The 14,450-nt window shown below is 74.8% G+C and carries 10 protein-coding genes; 7 read left to right on the forward strand and 3 right to left on the reverse strand.

Features of this window, described 5'->3' with window-relative positions; all coding sequences use genetic code 11:
• Positions 1-58 precede the first annotated feature (58 nt).
• Positions 59-925 (reverse strand): ABC transporter permease, encoded by an 867-nt coding sequence (locus tag ABZZ17_RS38890; RefSeq protein ID WP_356883928.1) that lies wholly within the window; start codon positions 923-925, stop codon positions 59-61.
• Complete coding sequence (locus ABZZ17_RS38895; protein ID WP_356883930.1) at positions 922-3,654, reverse strand: alpha/beta fold hydrolase; 2,733 nt, start codon at positions 3,652-3,654, stop codon at positions 922-924. The genes ABZZ17_RS38890 and ABZZ17_RS38895 overlap by 4 nt, the downstream gene beginning before the upstream one ends.
• Positions 3,655-3,854: 200 nt before the next feature.
• On the opposite strand from ABZZ17_RS38895, the gene ABZZ17_RS38900 reads away from it, so the two are divergent.
• From ABZZ17_RS38900 to ABZZ17_RS38910, 3 genes are all read left to right on the forward strand, one after another.
• Positions 3,855-5,396 carry an ATP-dependent DNA ligase gene (locus ABZZ17_RS38900; protein ID WP_356883932.1) on the forward strand — a complete coding sequence of 514 codons (1,542 nt, stop codon included), beginning with the start codon at positions 3,855-3,857 and terminating at the stop codon, positions 5,394-5,396.
• Between the two features lie 58 nt (positions 5,397-5,454).
• On the forward strand, positions 5,455-6,114 hold the full coding sequence (locus tag ABZZ17_RS38905) for an XRE family transcriptional regulator (RefSeq protein WP_356883934.1): 660 nt from the start codon (positions 5,455-5,457) through the stop codon (positions 6,112-6,114).
• A 138-nt stretch (positions 6,115-6,252) separates the two neighbouring features.
• Positions 6,253-6,381, forward strand: a complete 129-nt coding sequence (locus tag ABZZ17_RS38910; protein WP_356883945.1) for a DUF6126 family protein — start codon at positions 6,253-6,255, stop codon at positions 6,379-6,381.
• A gap of 72 nt (positions 6,382-6,453) precedes the next feature.
• On the opposite strand, the gene ABZZ17_RS38915 is transcribed toward ABZZ17_RS38910, so the two are convergent.
• Positions 6,454-7,947: an MFS transporter gene (locus ABZZ17_RS38915; protein ID WP_356883936.1), complete on the reverse strand. Its 1,494-nt coding sequence runs from the start codon at positions 7,945-7,947 to the stop codon at positions 6,454-6,456.
• A gap of 201 nt (positions 7,948-8,148) precedes the next feature.
• Between ABZZ17_RS38915 and ABZZ17_RS38920 the strand changes: the two genes are divergently transcribed.
• From ABZZ17_RS38920 to ABZZ17_RS38935, 4 genes are all read left to right on the forward strand, one after another.
• Positions 8,149-11,712: a S8 family serine peptidase gene (locus tag ABZZ17_RS38920; RefSeq protein ID WP_356883938.1), complete on the forward strand. Its 3,564-nt coding sequence runs from the start codon at positions 8,149-8,151 to the stop codon at positions 11,710-11,712.
• A gap of 140 nt (positions 11,713-11,852) precedes the next feature.
• Entirely contained in the window at positions 11,853-12,602 is a 750-nt protein-coding gene (locus tag ABZZ17_RS38925; RefSeq protein ID WP_356883940.1) for a hypothetical protein, read from the forward strand.
• A 24-nt stretch (positions 12,603-12,626) separates the two neighbouring features.
• The gene (locus ABZZ17_RS38930) at positions 12,627-13,142 is read left to right on the forward strand and encodes a protein phosphatase (RefSeq protein WP_356883941.1); all 516 of its coding nucleotides are present in this window, start codon (positions 12,627-12,629) and stop codon (positions 13,140-13,142) included.
• A gap of 119 nt (positions 13,143-13,261) precedes the next feature.
• Entirely contained in the window at positions 13,262-14,365 is a 1,104-nt protein-coding gene (locus ABZZ17_RS38935) for a hypothetical protein (RefSeq protein WP_356883943.1), read from the forward strand.
• The last annotated feature ends 85 nt before the right edge of the window (positions 14,366-14,450 follow it).

Consider the following 14,450-nt stretch of genomic DNA (forward strand, 5'->3'; position numbering starts at 1 on the left):
GCCGACCGGCAGGGCGCGGGGCCCTCGACACGCCACTCACCCGGCGGCCCCGGGTCCCTCAGGACACGATGTCCTTGCGCGAGAACCCCCGGAAGGCGAGCGCGAACAGCACCACCGCGTACGACACCGACACCGCCGCACCCTTGATCATGCCGCCCCATTCCAGCTGCGGCTGCAAGGCGTCCGCCCAGGCGAACTGCCAGTGGGCGGGCAGGAACTCGCGCCACGACCCGAGGGCGGTGACGGCGTCCAGCACGTTCCCGACGATCGTCAGCCCGACCGCGCCGCCCACCGCGCCCAGCGGGGCGTCCGTCCGCGTCGACAGCCAGAAGGCCAGCCCGGCCGTGACCAGTTGCGACACGAAGACGAAGGCGACGGCCAGGGCGAGCCGCGGCAGCGTGTCCCCGGTCGCCAGCGCCCCACCTGTCGGCAGTTTCAGCGGCCCCCAGCCGTACACGGCCGTGCCCGCCGCCAGCGCCACCACCGGCAGCAGCACGATCGCCGCCAGGCTGAACCCGAGGGCCACGACCAGCTTGCTCCACAGCAGCCGGGCCCGCGGAACCGGCGAGGCCAGCAGGTAGCGCAGCGAGGACCAGCCGGCCTCCGAGGCCACGGTGTCCCCGCAGAACAGCGCGACGGGCACCACCAGCAGGAAGCCGGCCGACACGAACAGGCAGGTCACCGCGAAGTTCGCGCCGGATTCCGTGGCCGTGTCGATGAGGCTGATCCGGCCGTTGCCGCCGCCCGGTCCGTCGTCCGGGCCGCCGCCCACCGCGAACGCGATGATCATGACGAACGGCAGTGCGGCCAGCACCCCGGCCATCACCAGCGTCCGCCGCCTGCGCCACTGCCGCAGCGCCTCCACCCGCAGCGGCAGGGTCCGGCTCGCCCGGTAGCCCGGCGCGGTCTCCTGCACGGCACTCATGACGCACCTCCGATCAGGGTGAGGAACGCGTCTTCCAGCCGCCGGTGCGGCCCCACCGCCGCCACCGGCACCTCCAGCCGTACGAGTTCGGCGATCAGCCCGGCGGCTGTCGCGCCGTCGAGCCGTACGAGCAGCCCGTCGTCAGCGGCCACCACGGAACCCACTCCCTCCAGCGCCGCGACCTTCTCCGCGGTCACCTCGTCCACCGGCGCTGCGAGGGTGACCAGCAGCGTGTCCCCGCCGCCGGTGATCTCGGAGACCTCGCCCGCCTGCACGAGCCGCCCCCGGTCCATGACGACCAGGTGCGTGCAGGACTGCTCCACCTCCGACAGCAGGTGGCTGGAGACGATGACCGTCCGCCCGGCGGCGGCGTAGCGGATCATCACGTCGCGCATCTCGCGGATCTGCGGCGGGTCCAGCCCGTTGGTCGGTTCGTCGAGGATCAGCAGGTCCGGCATCCCGAGCATCGCCTGCGCGATGGCGAGCCGCTGGCGCATGCCCTGCGAGTACGTGCGCACCGCGCGCTCCAGCGCGTCGCCGAGTCCGGCGATCTCCAGCGCCTCCGCCAGGTGGGCGTCCTCGGCGGGACGGCCCGTGGCCTGCCAGTACAGCTCCAGGTTGGCACGGCCCGTCAGGTGCGGCAGGAAACCGGCCCCCTCCACGAACGCCCCGACCCGCGACAGCACCGGTGCCCCGGGCCGGATGGGGTGCCCGAAGACGCGGATCTCCCCGGCGTCGGGCGAGATCAGCCCCATCAGCATCCGCAGCGTGGTGGTCTTCCCGGCGCCGTTGGGCCCGAGCAGGCCGAGCACCTGCCCCTTCTCCACCCGGAAGGACAGGTCCCGCACCGCGTACCGGTCCGCCGACTTGGCGTAGCGCTTCGTCAGCCCGGTGATGTCCAGTGGTACGTCGGCCAGCGCGGGTTCGGGCTGCGCTTCTCCCACCCGGCTCCCGGCGCGGCCCCTGCCGGTCCTCCGGATCCCGAGCAGCCCCGCGGCCAGCGCCAGCGCGCCGAGCGGCAGCCACCAGGTCCAGGCGGGCAGGGCGGCCGCCGCCGTGGCCACCCCGTCCGCGACGGGCACCGCCAGGGGCCCCTCCGCCGAGACGGTGTAGGTGGCGGGCGCGGCGGGGGTCGCGTAGCCGAGGTCGGTGGCGGCGACCACCAGCCGTAGCCGGTGTCCGGGCTGGACGGCGTGGTCGATGGCCGGGAGCCGCAGCCTCACGGTGGCCGTCTCCCGGGCGTCGTCGATCCGGACGGGCGCGACCAGCTGGTTCGGCAGCACCTGCTGCCGCCCGTCGGGGCCCACGTCGTACACCTTGCCGAACAGGACGGCCGAACCGTCGGCAGCCGTCGACCTCACCTTCAGGGTGACGGCGGGCGTCCCGGTGATCCGCACCTGCTCGGTCAGCGGCTCCGACTCGAAGCGGGCGTGCTGCCCGGGGAAGTCCAGCGCGACGCCCGCCCCGAACGCGGCGAGCTGCCCGCCGATGCCGGGCAGCGCCGACAACGCGGGCGGGGTCCCGCCGGCCGGATTCGCGAACGCCTGCTCACGGCCGGACAGGGCGAACTCGCGCGGAGCGGAGCCGAGCCCGGGGTACGTGCCGGCGTCGGCACCGCGGAGCTTGATCTGGCCGTCGGTGGAGTCGATGCCGCCGCTGCGCGAGACCCGGAAGGCGGGGCCGGTGTCCACGCCCTCGTCGCCCTTGAGGTAGCGGTCGAACCAGTCCGTGACCCGGGCCTCGATCCGGGCGGATTCGCGCATGCCGCCGTCGTGGCCGCCCGCCGCCCAGTCCACGGCGACGGGCGCGCCGTTCCCCGCGATGGCCTTGGCCATGGCGTCGGCCTGGTCGAGGGGGAAGAGGGAGTCGTCCTGGCCCTGCACGATCAGCGCCGGAACCTTGATCCGGTCGCCCACGGCCGACGGGCTGCGCCGCTCCAGCAGTTCGCGCGCCTCGGCGTCGGGCTTGCCCGCCACCGCGACCCGCTCGTACATGGCGCACAGCTGGGGCTCGAACCGCCCGCAGCCGGAGGCGGCGGCCGGACCGGCGGCCTGCCCGGGGGCCTGCCCGGCGGGAGCCTCCGGGGGCGCCTGCGGGCCCTGGATGCCGCCCGCGGCGCCGGTGGTGAAGAAGATCCCGGTCCACAGCTTCTTGAAGACGCCCTGCGGGAAGAGGGAGTCGGCGAGGTTCCAGTAGGTGATCTGCGGGGCGATCGCGTCCACCCGTTTGTCGTACCCGGCGGCCAGCAGGGAGACGGCTCCGCCGTACGAGGCCCCGGCGACGCCCACCCGGGGGTCGCCGTCGGCGTCCAGCCGCACCTCGGGCCGGCGGGCCAGCCAGTCGACGAGCGCGGAGACGTCCTTGACCTCGTGCTCGGGGTCGTTGAGTCCGATCCGGCCGCCGGAGCGGCCGAAGCCGCGCGCCGACCAGGTCATGACGGCGTACCCGTCGCGGGCCAGCTGCTCCGCCTGCGCGCGGACGTCGTCCTTGCTGCCGCCGAAGCCGTGGCCGAGCAGCACGGCGGGCCGCTTCGTGCCGCCGCCGGCCGTGAAGTAGGAGGTGTCGATCGCGGCGCCGGGCATGTCCAGCGTCTGGTCCTGGCGGTGCACGGCCGGCGCGTCCCCGGAGGCGGCGGCCGCCGTCCAGGTACCGGCGCCGGCCAGGACGGCGAACGCGGCGACGCCGGAGAGCAGGCGGTCTCGGCGGCGCCGTGGCAGTCGGAGCTTCATACGGGAACCCTAAAGCCCGTGGTCCGCCGACCCGAGCTCCCTCAGGGGGAGCCCCACACCTTCTCCAGGACTACACCGGACGGCCCGGGTACCGCGCCCGCGGTACCCGGCCGCAGTACGCGGCCCCCGACGGCCCCCGGCGACGGCTCCGCGACGGCCCCGGCCTGCGGGGCGGGCCCGCCGGGCGGAGGATGGACGGCATGCTGCTCTCCGAGGTCGCGCGCGTGTCCCGGGAGGTGGCGGAAACCTCCGCCCGGTCCCGGAAGACCGCCCTGCTGGCGGAGCTCTTCGCCGCCGCACCCCCCGAGGAGGCGGCCCTGATCGTCTCCTACCTCGCCGGGCGGCTGCCGCAGGGCCGGCCCGGCGTCGGCTGGCGCACGCTCGGCCGCACGAGTGAACCCGCCGCCGCGCCCACCCTCACCGTGCCCGGCGTCGACGCCGCCGTCACCGCCCTCGCCGCCGTCGCGGGTCCCGGCGCGCAGGCCGAACGGGCCCGGATCGTCGACACCCTCATGGGGGCCGCCACCGAGCCCGAACAGCGGTTCCTGCGCAGCCTGCTGTCCGGGGAGGTGCGCCAGGGGGCCCTGGACGCGGTGGCCCTGGACGGGGTGGCGGCCGCCGCCGGGGTGCCGGCGGCCGCGCTCCGCCGGGCCGTGATGCTGGACGGTTCGCTGCCCCGCGTGGCCGCGGCGGTCCTGGCCGAGGGCGCGGCCGCGCTGGACCGGGTGACCCTGCGCGTGGGGCAGCCCGTCCAGCCGATGCTGGCGGGGACCGCCCCGTCGGTGGCCGGGGCCCTGGCCGCTCTCGGGCCCTGCGCGGTGGAGGAGAAGCTCGACGGGATCCGCGTCCAGGTCCACCGGGACGGGGACGACGTACGGATCTACACGCGCTCCCTGGACGAGATCACCGACCGCCTCCCCGAAGTCGCCGAGCTGGCCCGCACCTTCCCGGGAGAGCGGTTCATCCTCGACGGCGAGGTCATCGGGCAGGCACCCGACGGACGTCCGGTGCCCTTCCAGGAGATCGCGAGCCGGGTGGGCTCCCGGCTGGACGTGGCCGCCGCCCGGCGGACGCTGCCGGTGACCGCGTACTTCTTCGACCTGCTCCTCTCAGGGGAGGCGGTCCTGCTCGACCTCCCCGTACGGGAGCGGTACGCACGGCTCGCCGCCCTGGTCCCCGAGTCCTTCCGGGTGCGCCGCCTGACGACCGACGCCACCGAGGCCGGGACGGCGGCGGCCGAGGAGTTCTGGACGGCCACCCTGCGCAGGGGCCACGAGGGGGTGGTGGTCAAGGGGCTCGACTCCGGCTACGCGGCCGGCCGGCGCGGCAAGCACTGGCTCAAGGTGAAACCGGTGCACACCCTCGACCTGGTCGTCCTCGCGGTCGAGCGGGGCCACGGCCGCCGCACCGGACTGCTGTCGAACCTGCACCTCGGGGCGCGGGCCGCCGACGGTACGTACGCCATGCTCGGCAAGACCTTCAAGGGCCTCACCGACGCGATGCTCGCCTGGCAGACGGAGCGGCTGGGCGAGCTGGCGGTCGAGGACGACGGACACACCGTCCGGGTCCGGCCGGAGCTGGTGGTCGAGATCGCCTACGACGGCCTGCAGGCTTCCCCGCGCTACCCGGCGGGCGTGGCGCTGCGCTTCGCCCGCGTACTGCGCCACCGCCCGGACAAGGGGCCCGAGGAAGCGGATACCGTGGAGACCGTACTCGGGCAGGGAGGACCTCTCGGCGGGTGATTTTGCCCGAGAGGCAAGGGAGATTGCCAGACAGGCAAGTCTCTGGCTCAATCGGAGCATGCACCCCGCCCCCGGCACCGGTCCCGGAACCGTCCCGGACCCCGACGGCCCCGCCGACGAGCTGCCCACCGTGGCCCCGCAACTGCGTGACCTGCGCCGACGCGCCGGACTGACGCTGGAGGCGGCCGCCGCGCGGGCCAGGCTCTCCCCCGCGCACCTGTCCCGGCTGGAGACCGGCCGCCGACAGCCCTCGCTGCCGCTGCTGCTCGGACTCGCCCGCACCTACGGTACGACCGTCTCCGAACTGCTCGGTGAGACCCCGGCCACGGCCGATCCCATCGTACGGGCGGGCGGTCCGGGGGCCCGGGAGGCCGACGGGTGGACGTACTGGCAGGCCGGCGGCTCCGGCCGGGGCATGCAGGCGCTGCGCGTGCACGTGCCCGCACCGGCCGCCGGGAAGGGGCCGGGGCAGGGGGAACTGGTCCGCGTCCATCCCGGGGAGGAGTGGCTGTACGTCCTCGGCGGACGGCTGCGGCTGCACCTGGGGGAGAGCGAGCACCTGCTGGAGCCGGGGGACAGCGCGCACTTCGACTCGCTCACCCCGCACCGGATCGGCGCGGCCACCTCCGGCGGAGCCGACCTCCTGTTCGTCCACACCCTGTTGCAGAGCAGCCTCGCGGGCCTGTGCCTCGGCGGCGCCGAGCACCACCCCCGCTGACCGAGGAGCCGCACCGTGTCCCAGTCCCAGTCCCAGTCCCAGTCCCAGCCGCAGTCCCAGTCCGAGGGAGAGAACGTGCCGCACGCCACCGAGAGCGTCGAACAGGTCGAACGGACGGAGACCGCTCCCGCGCCGACCCTGCTCGGCCGCATCGAGTCCAAGTTCCCGCGGGGTCTGATCATCCGGCTGGTCGCCTACCTGTTCGTGGGCCACCTCTTCGCCTTCTTCGTCTACCTGCTCTTCGTCCTGGGCGCCGAGAACCAGTAGGGACCGGCCTCCGGGCGGCACCCTGCCGTCGCCGGCCGGGTGGGCGGCACCCGGAGCATGATCGGCCCGGGTTCAGCCGGGCTTCGGCCCAGATGCCCCGGAACCCGCTTCCGGCGGTTCCAGCGGCGGGGCCGTGACCGCGCACTGGGTGCGGCACTGCGGGTGCGGGGCTCCGGGCGCGGGCGTGCGCACGGTGGCCCACGCCAGTGCGGATCCGGCCACCAGGGCCCCGGCGCACCAGGGCATGGCCCGCCCGAACGCCGCGTCGAAGGACTCCGCGGAGAGGTACGCGTCCGGGCCCATCCCCGCCAGCAGCGGCAGCGCCGCGACGGCCAGGAGCCCGGCGGCGCGGGCGGCGGCGTTGTTGACGCCGCTGGCCAGGCCCGCCCGCCCGGGATCCACCGAGGCCAGCACGGTCGACGTGAGCGGGGCCACCAGGGTCACCATGCCGGCGCCCAGGACGATCAGGCCCGGCAGCACGTCCTGTACGTAGGAGGCGTCGGGACCCACCCGGATCATCAGCAGCATTCCGGCCGCGCACAGCAGCGGCCCCACCGTCAGCGGGATGCGGGGCCCGATCCGTTCGCCGAGTTCTCCGGAGCGGGCCGACAGCAGCAGCATCAGCGCGGTCGTCGGCAGCAGCGCGGCGCCCGCGGCCAGGGCGGAGTACCCGGAGACGACCTGGAGCTGGAGCACGATGAGGAAGAAGAAGCCGCCGAAGGCCGCGTACACGCAGACGGTGACCAGGTTGACGGCGGTGAACTGGCGGGACGCGAAGATGTCCGGCGGCACCATCGGATCGGCCCGCCGCCGCTCGACCAGCACGAAGACGCCGGCCAGGACGAGCCCGCCCACCGCCGCGCCGATGACGAACGGCGATCCGGACCGGGCCTCGATCAGGGCGTAGGTGAGCAGCGCCAGCGAGGCCGCGGCCAGTACCGCGCCGGCCACGTCGAACCGGCCGTGCGCCTGCGGGTCCCGCGACTCCGGTACGTGCTTCAGGGCCACCGGCACGCACAGCGCGGCCAGCGGCACGTTGATCAGGAACACCCACCGCCAGCCCGGCCCGTCGACCAGCCAGCCGCCGAGGAAGGGGCCCACCGCCGCGCCGACGCCGCCCAGCCCCGACCACAGGCCGACCGCCCGGCCCCGGTCACCCGCCCGGATCGAGGACTGGATCAGCGCGAGCGAGCCGGGGGTCAGGAGCGCGCCGCCGACGCCCTGCAGGGCCCGGGCCGCGATCAGCACCCCGGAGTTCGGCGCCAGTCCGCACAGCAGCGAACCCACCGCGAACCACACCACGCCGAGCACGAAGATCCGCCGTCGCCCGAAGCGGTCGCCGAGCGCGCCGCCGACGAGGATCAGCCCGGCCAGGGTCAGCAGGTAGGCGTTCACCGTCCACTGGAGGACGGCCAGGTCGGCGTCGAGGTCCTGCCCGATGCGCGGGAGCGCCACGTTCACCACGGTCGAGTCCAGCATGGCCATGGCCGACCCCAGGACCGTGGTCAGCAGGATCCACCGCCCCTGGGCGGATCCGAGGGGTACGCCGGGCGCGGGTGAGGTCATGTCACCAGGCTGGCGCGTGCCGCGGGGGAGGGCCACCCGGCGGGGCGGCCGCGGGGGGCGGGTTCCGGACGGCCGGCCCGGCGTCACGTACGGCTCATTAGGCCCTCTTGTAATGAGCATGGCACCTCGTTCACCATGACCCGCGCACGTCACGCACGCACGTTCCGCACAACCTGCACACGGCGTACGAGGAGACCACACGTGGCCCAACGCAACAGACGATCCTTACGCGCGGCGCTCGCCGCGCTGACCTCGGTCCTGCTCCTGCCGGTCGGCGCGGGAGTCGCCGCCGCCGCGCCGGAGCCCGGTCCCGCACCGAGCGCGGCCGAGCGCAAGATCGAGCCCAAGCTCCGCACCCAGCTCGACGAGTCGGCGAAGGCCGTCTTCTGGGTCTATCTCGACAGTGCCGCCGACCTCACCGCCGCGGGGAAGCAGCAGACCCGCGCCGCCAAAGCAGAAACGGTTCTGCGGCTGAAGAAGGGCCACGCCGAGCGGAGCCAGGCCGAGGTCCTCAAGGCCCTGGACGGCGCCAAGGCCGAGTACACCTCGTACTGGATCGTCAACGCCGTCCGCGTCGTCGGCAGCCAGAAGCTCGCCGGGAGCCTCGCGCAGCGCCCCGAGGTGTCCCGCATCGACGCCGACGACAAGGTCACCCTCCCCAAGCCCGCCGAGGGCGCCCGGGAGAAGGCCGTCGCCGACGCCGTCGAGTGGAACATCGACCGGATCAAGGCCCCGCAGGTGTGGGACCAGCTCGGCGTCCGCGGCGAGGGCATCGTCGTCGCGAACATCGACAGCGGCGTGGACTACACCCACCCGGCCGTGAACGGCCAGTACCGCGGCAAGAACGCGGACGGGTCGTACACCCACGCCTACAACTGGTTCGACCCGGCCGGCGTCTGCGACACCGCCGCGCCCTGCGACAACAACGACCACGGCACCCACACGATGGGCACCATGGTCGGCGACGACGGCGGCGCCAACAAGATCGGCGTGGCCCCGGGGGCCAAGTGGATCGCCGCCAAGGGCTGCGAGTCCAACTCCTGCTCCGAGGCCTCCCTGCTCGCCTCCGGCCAGTGGATCGTCGCCCCGACCGACCTGAACGGCCAGAACCCGCGTCCCGACCTGGCCCCGCACGTCGTCAACAACTCCTGGGGCGGCTCGGGCGGCGACACCTGGTACCAGGAGATCGTCAACACCTGGCGCGCCGCCGGCATCTTCCCGGCCTTCTCCAACGGGAACGCCGGCCCCGGCTGCACCACCAGCGGCTCCCCGGGCGACTACGCGAACTCCTACAGCTCCGGCGCCTTCGACATCAACAACACGATCGCGTCGTTCTCCTCGCGCGGCGCGGGCCCCGGCGGCATCGTCAAGCCGAACATCGCCGCGCCCGGCGTGAACGTCCGCTCCTCCGTCCCGGGCGGCGGCTACGAGGCCTTCTCCGGGACCTCCATGGCCTCGCCGCACACCGCGGCCACCGTGGCCCTGCTCTGGTCGGCCGCGCCCGCCCTCGAAGGCGACGTCGCGCAGACCGAGTCGCTGCTCGACGGCACCGCGCAGGACACCGACAGCAGCCAGTGCGGCGGCAGCCCGGCCGACAACAACGTCTTCGGCGAGGGCCGGCTCGACGCCCTCGCCGCCGTGAACGCCGCTCCGCGCGGAGCGATCGGCGCGCTCGGCGGCACCGTCCGCACCGCGGGCGGCGAGCCCGTCGCCGGCGTCAAGATCACCGCCGACGGCCCGATCGACCGTACGGCCACCACGGCCGCCGACGGCAGCTACCGGTTCACCGCCCTCTCGGTCGGCGACTACGCGCTGACCGCGGCCAAGTTCGGCTACGGACAGCAGACCCTGACGGCGACCGTGACCGAGAACGGCACCGCGACCGGTGACTTCACCCTCACCCAGGCGGCCTCCGGCAAGCTCACCGGCACCGTCTCCTCGGCCGCCGGTCCCGCCGCGGGCGCGGCCGTCACCATCGCCGACACCCCGGTGACCGCGACCACCGACGCGCAGGGCCGCTTCGAGGTCACCCTGCCGCACGGCACGTACGACGTGAACGCCACCTCGCCCTCCCGCTGCGTCACCGGCGGCACGGCGAAGGTCACCGTCGGCGGCGACACCACCGTCGCCGTCACCCTTCCCGAGCGCACCGACGGCTACGGCTACGCCTGCGCCGCCGCGGGCGACCGCCCGTACACCGCGGGGAACCGGCAGCTCGCGCTGACCGGTGACAACACCACCGAACGCGTCGACCTCCCCTTCCCGCTGCCGCTGTACGGGAAGACGTACGCCCAGGCCTGGATCGGGACGAACGGCACGGTCAGCTTCGGCGGCAACCACACCGGTGACATCAACGGGGACCTGCCGAGCGCGGCCACGCCCAACGCGGCCCTGTACCCCTTCTGGGACGACCTGGTCGTCGGCGCCGCGGGCAGCGGCTCGGGCGTCTTCACCGCCGTCACCGGCACCGCCCCGCACCGCAGTTACGTGATCGAGTGGCGCGAGGTGTCCCACTGGTCGGCGCAGGCGGAGAAGTTCTCCTTCGCCGCGGCGATCGGCGAGGACGGCACCGTGACCTACTCCTACAAGGGCACGGGCGGCACCGGCATCAAGGGCGGCTCCACGGCCACGGTCGGCCTGGAGAACGCCACCGGCACCGACGCCTTCAAGTACTCGTTCAACACCGCGGTCATCACCGACGGCCTGTCCATAGGCTTCCGCACCACCAAGAGCGGTGTGGTCGCCGGCCGGGTCCTCGACGCCAACGACGGCAACGGAGTCGGCGGCGCCACGGTGACCGTCGGCAGCGGCGACACCGCCGTCTCCGCCGTCACCGCCGCGGACGGCGGCTACGTCGTCCAGAGCCCGTCGGGTCCGCGTACGGTCTCCCTGTCGGCCCCGTCCTACGAGTCCGCCCAGGCGGCCGTCGACATCAAGGCGGCCGACGTCACGACGGTGACCCAGTCCCTGCGCACCGGCAAGGTCACCGCCGCCAAGTCCGCGGTGGAGATCGTCCTGCCCGCCGGGCAGAAGCGCACCCGCACCCTCGACCTCACCAACCCCGGCCTCGGCACGGCGTTCACGGTGACCGAGGACGCCGCCTGGCTGACGGCCACCCCGGCGGACGGGAACCTCCCGACCGGCGGCAAGGCCGCGCTCACCCTCGCGGTGGACACCGAGGGCCTCGCCCCCGGCTCGGTCCTGACCGCCGACCTGAAGATCACCTCGGCCAGCGGCCGGAGCCCGGTCCTCACCGTCCCGGTCAAGATCGTGATCCCGCGCTACCAGCTCGCCGTCGACGCGGGCTCCGACTACGCCGGCACGGACGCCGCGGGCGACGCGTGGTCCGCGGACCGCAAGTACACCCCCGGCTCCTACGGCTACCAGGGCAACGCCGGAGTCCAGTCCACCGGCCGCACCGTCACCGGAACGGACGACCAGCGGCTGTTCCGCAACGCCCGCGAGGGCATGTACGAGTACCGCTTCGACAACGTGCCGAACGGCACCTACACCGTGGAGCTGGGCTTCGCCGAGCTCTCCTCCACCAAGCCGAACAAGCGCGTCTTCGACGTCCTGGCCGAGGGCACCCAGGTCCTGCCCTCCCTGGACATCTCCCTGGAGGCGGGCACCTACACCGCCCTGACCAAGACCTACACGGTCACCGTCACGGACGGGGTGCTCAACCTCCGCTTCGTCACGCACAACGGATTCGGCAAGCCACTGCTGAACACCCTGCGCGTGACCGACCGCCCCGACAGGAGCTAGTCACCGGATTCCCGAGCTGAAGGGGCGGGGCGTGCGGGGCGGTTTCCCGGGCGCCCCGCCCCCCGGCATTCGGGTGGCCGGCGGCGACTTCGCCGCGACCTGCCCGGGCCGGTGCGCGGGGCGACGTAGCGTGGCCGACCATGACCACCCCGCACAGCGAACAGGGCGCCCGGATCGAAGCCCTCGTGCGCCGCGCCGACCCGGACGCGGTCTGGGCGCTGGGGTCGGCGGACGCCGTCCATGCGGCCTCGGACGGTGACGGGGACGGCCCGCTCGACGCCCGCGCCCTCACGGCGGTACTGGCCCTGTGGCCCGTCCTCGGCAGCCTCGTCACCCGGGGGGACCTGACGCTCCACACCCCCCTCACCGTCTACGGCGGCGGCGCCGCCGAGGGACTGCCCGAGGGGACCACCGCCCACCACCTGCTCACCCACGCCGACGGCCCGCCCGCCCTGACCGCGCTCACCCGCCTCGCCGAACACCTGTGCGGCACCCCGCTGGCCGAGTTCGCCGCCACCCGGATCTGGGGCCCCCTCGGCATGGCGCGCACCCGCCTCACCGACGCCACCCTGCACACCTCACCGGCCGACCTCGGACGCTTCCTGCGCCACCTGCTGTCCACCGCCGACGACCCCATCGCCCGCGCCTGGACCGCCGACTCCCTGCGGATCCGCACCGGCGAACTCACCCCCTCCCGCGGCCTGCTCTGGCACCCCGCGCCCGCCGGGGTCTGGGCCCACCAGCCGCCGGCCGGCGCCGGACCGGCCCTGTGGGTCTCCCCCCGCCACGGTCGCTGGGCCACCCTCCAGACGGCCGTCGGCCCCGGCCGCGCCGGCGCGCTGCGCACCGCCTTCCGCGACGCGGTGTTCGCCCCAACTCCCGCCCTTTGAAGTGCTGTTGTACGATCCGAAGGCATGACGACGACCAAGCGGAAACCCTCCGACGTGCCGGACCCCCGCACCCCCTGGGACGAGATCGCACCCGGCCTCTGGATGGGCGGCCACGTCTGGGCCGATGACACCGGGGAGGTCCGGCCCGCCGTCGTCCGACGCGAATTCGACCTCGTCATCAGCCTGTTCACCCGGCCCGGCCACGGCCCGGACCCGGCCGCCGAGCACGTCGTCGGCGAGATGCCGGACGCCCCCCTCACCACCGCGCAGCTCCGCACCGTCCAGCACCTCGCCCGCACCGCCGGACAGGCCCTCGACTCCGGCCGCACGGCCCTCGTCCGCTGCTACTCCGGCTACAACCGTTCGGGGCTCGTCGTCGCCCAGTGCCTCGTCGACCGGGGCCTGCCGCCCGCCGAGGCGATCGCCCTGATCCGCAGCCGCCGCTCTCCCTGGGCGCTGCACAACCCCGTCTTCACCGACTACCTCAGCGCCGGTCTGGAGACCGCCGCGCTGCTGGGAGGCCTCGACCCACTCCCGTAGCGCAGTCGGAGCGCGCGCCCCGGGAGGGCGACGTACGGTGATCCCGAAGTCGCTGTCCGTGGACCACCGGAGTGGAGGTCCGCGGTTCCCCCGCCCCCTGCGCAGTACGCGAGGAACCCATGTCCGACGCCGTGACCGCCCCGGCCACCGACCCGGATGCCGATGCGCTCGACGCCCTGTGCCGGGACCTGGCCGAGGCCGCAGACGCCGTCGGCGAAGCCGCCCGGTACGCCTCCGGACTCGCCCTCGGGGCCCGGCTGCCCGCCTCCGCACTCCTGCGCCCGGGCGGCCGCCGCCGGGCCTGGCGCACCCTGCTGCACACCCTCACCGACCCGGCCGGACTCGGCTGGGCCCCGCGCGGGCGGGGCGTGGCGAGGGCCGGCTGGCTGGCCGGGATCCTGGCCCGCCGGGAGAACCTCGCCGTGAGCACCGCCGTGTGCGGTCTGAAGGCCCGCATCCGCGTCGCGGGCCTGGACCGGCCCGAGCTGTACGCCGACCCGGACTGCGCCGCCGTCCTGCGGGCGGTGGCACAGGACCGGCAGGCCGAGGCCACCCGGGCCTTCCGGGCCGTCGTGCGCGAGCGGGGTGCCCGGCACGCCTTCACGGCCCTGGCGCCGTCCTTCGCCGACATCCTGGCGTGGCACGCCCTGACCGACGAGAACCCCTTCAACGACCACGCGGGCTGGCAGGTCGCCACCGGGCGGGCCGTCACCGCGCGGCCGCTCCTCGGGCTGGGCGCCGCCCTGCGCGCGTTCTTCGACCCGGGCCGCGTACGGGAGGAACCCCCGGCCCCGGGGAACCCGGACGGCGTCGACGTCACCGGGACCCTCGCCGGCTACGTGCGCAACACCGCGCTGATCGGTGCGGCCGACGTCCTGCTGGTCCAGGAGGTGACCGGCTCCGACGGGCTGCCGCGGCACGTCGTGCACCTGCCGGACCGCGCCACGGTGCGCGCGGTGGCGCGGGCCGTGCGCGGCGAGGTCCCCTCCGGCGCCGCGCTGGTCCTGGCCGGCCGCGGCGGCGGCGCGGTCACCGCCACGGAACTGGCCCGGGACCGGGACTTCACCGCCGTCTACGCCGTCACCCACGTCGTCGCCGTCGCCATGCCGCCCGGCGCCCGGGCGGACGCGGGTCCCCGGGCCCGGCTGCTGTCCGTCCCGCCGGCCGGCGACGCCTGCCGCGCCCCCGGCCAGGCCGCCGACCGTGCGGCCGTCACTATGTGACAGGATCTGGCCATGAGCGAGGCGCGTACGGAACCGACGGCAACCGCGGGACCGACCGGGCGGAGCGGCACCGACGGCCGCCACC

Source organism: Streptomyces sp. NPDC006512 (assembly GCF_040611935.1).
Lineage (GTDB): Bacteria > Actinomycetota > Actinomycetes > Streptomycetales > Streptomycetaceae > Streptomyces.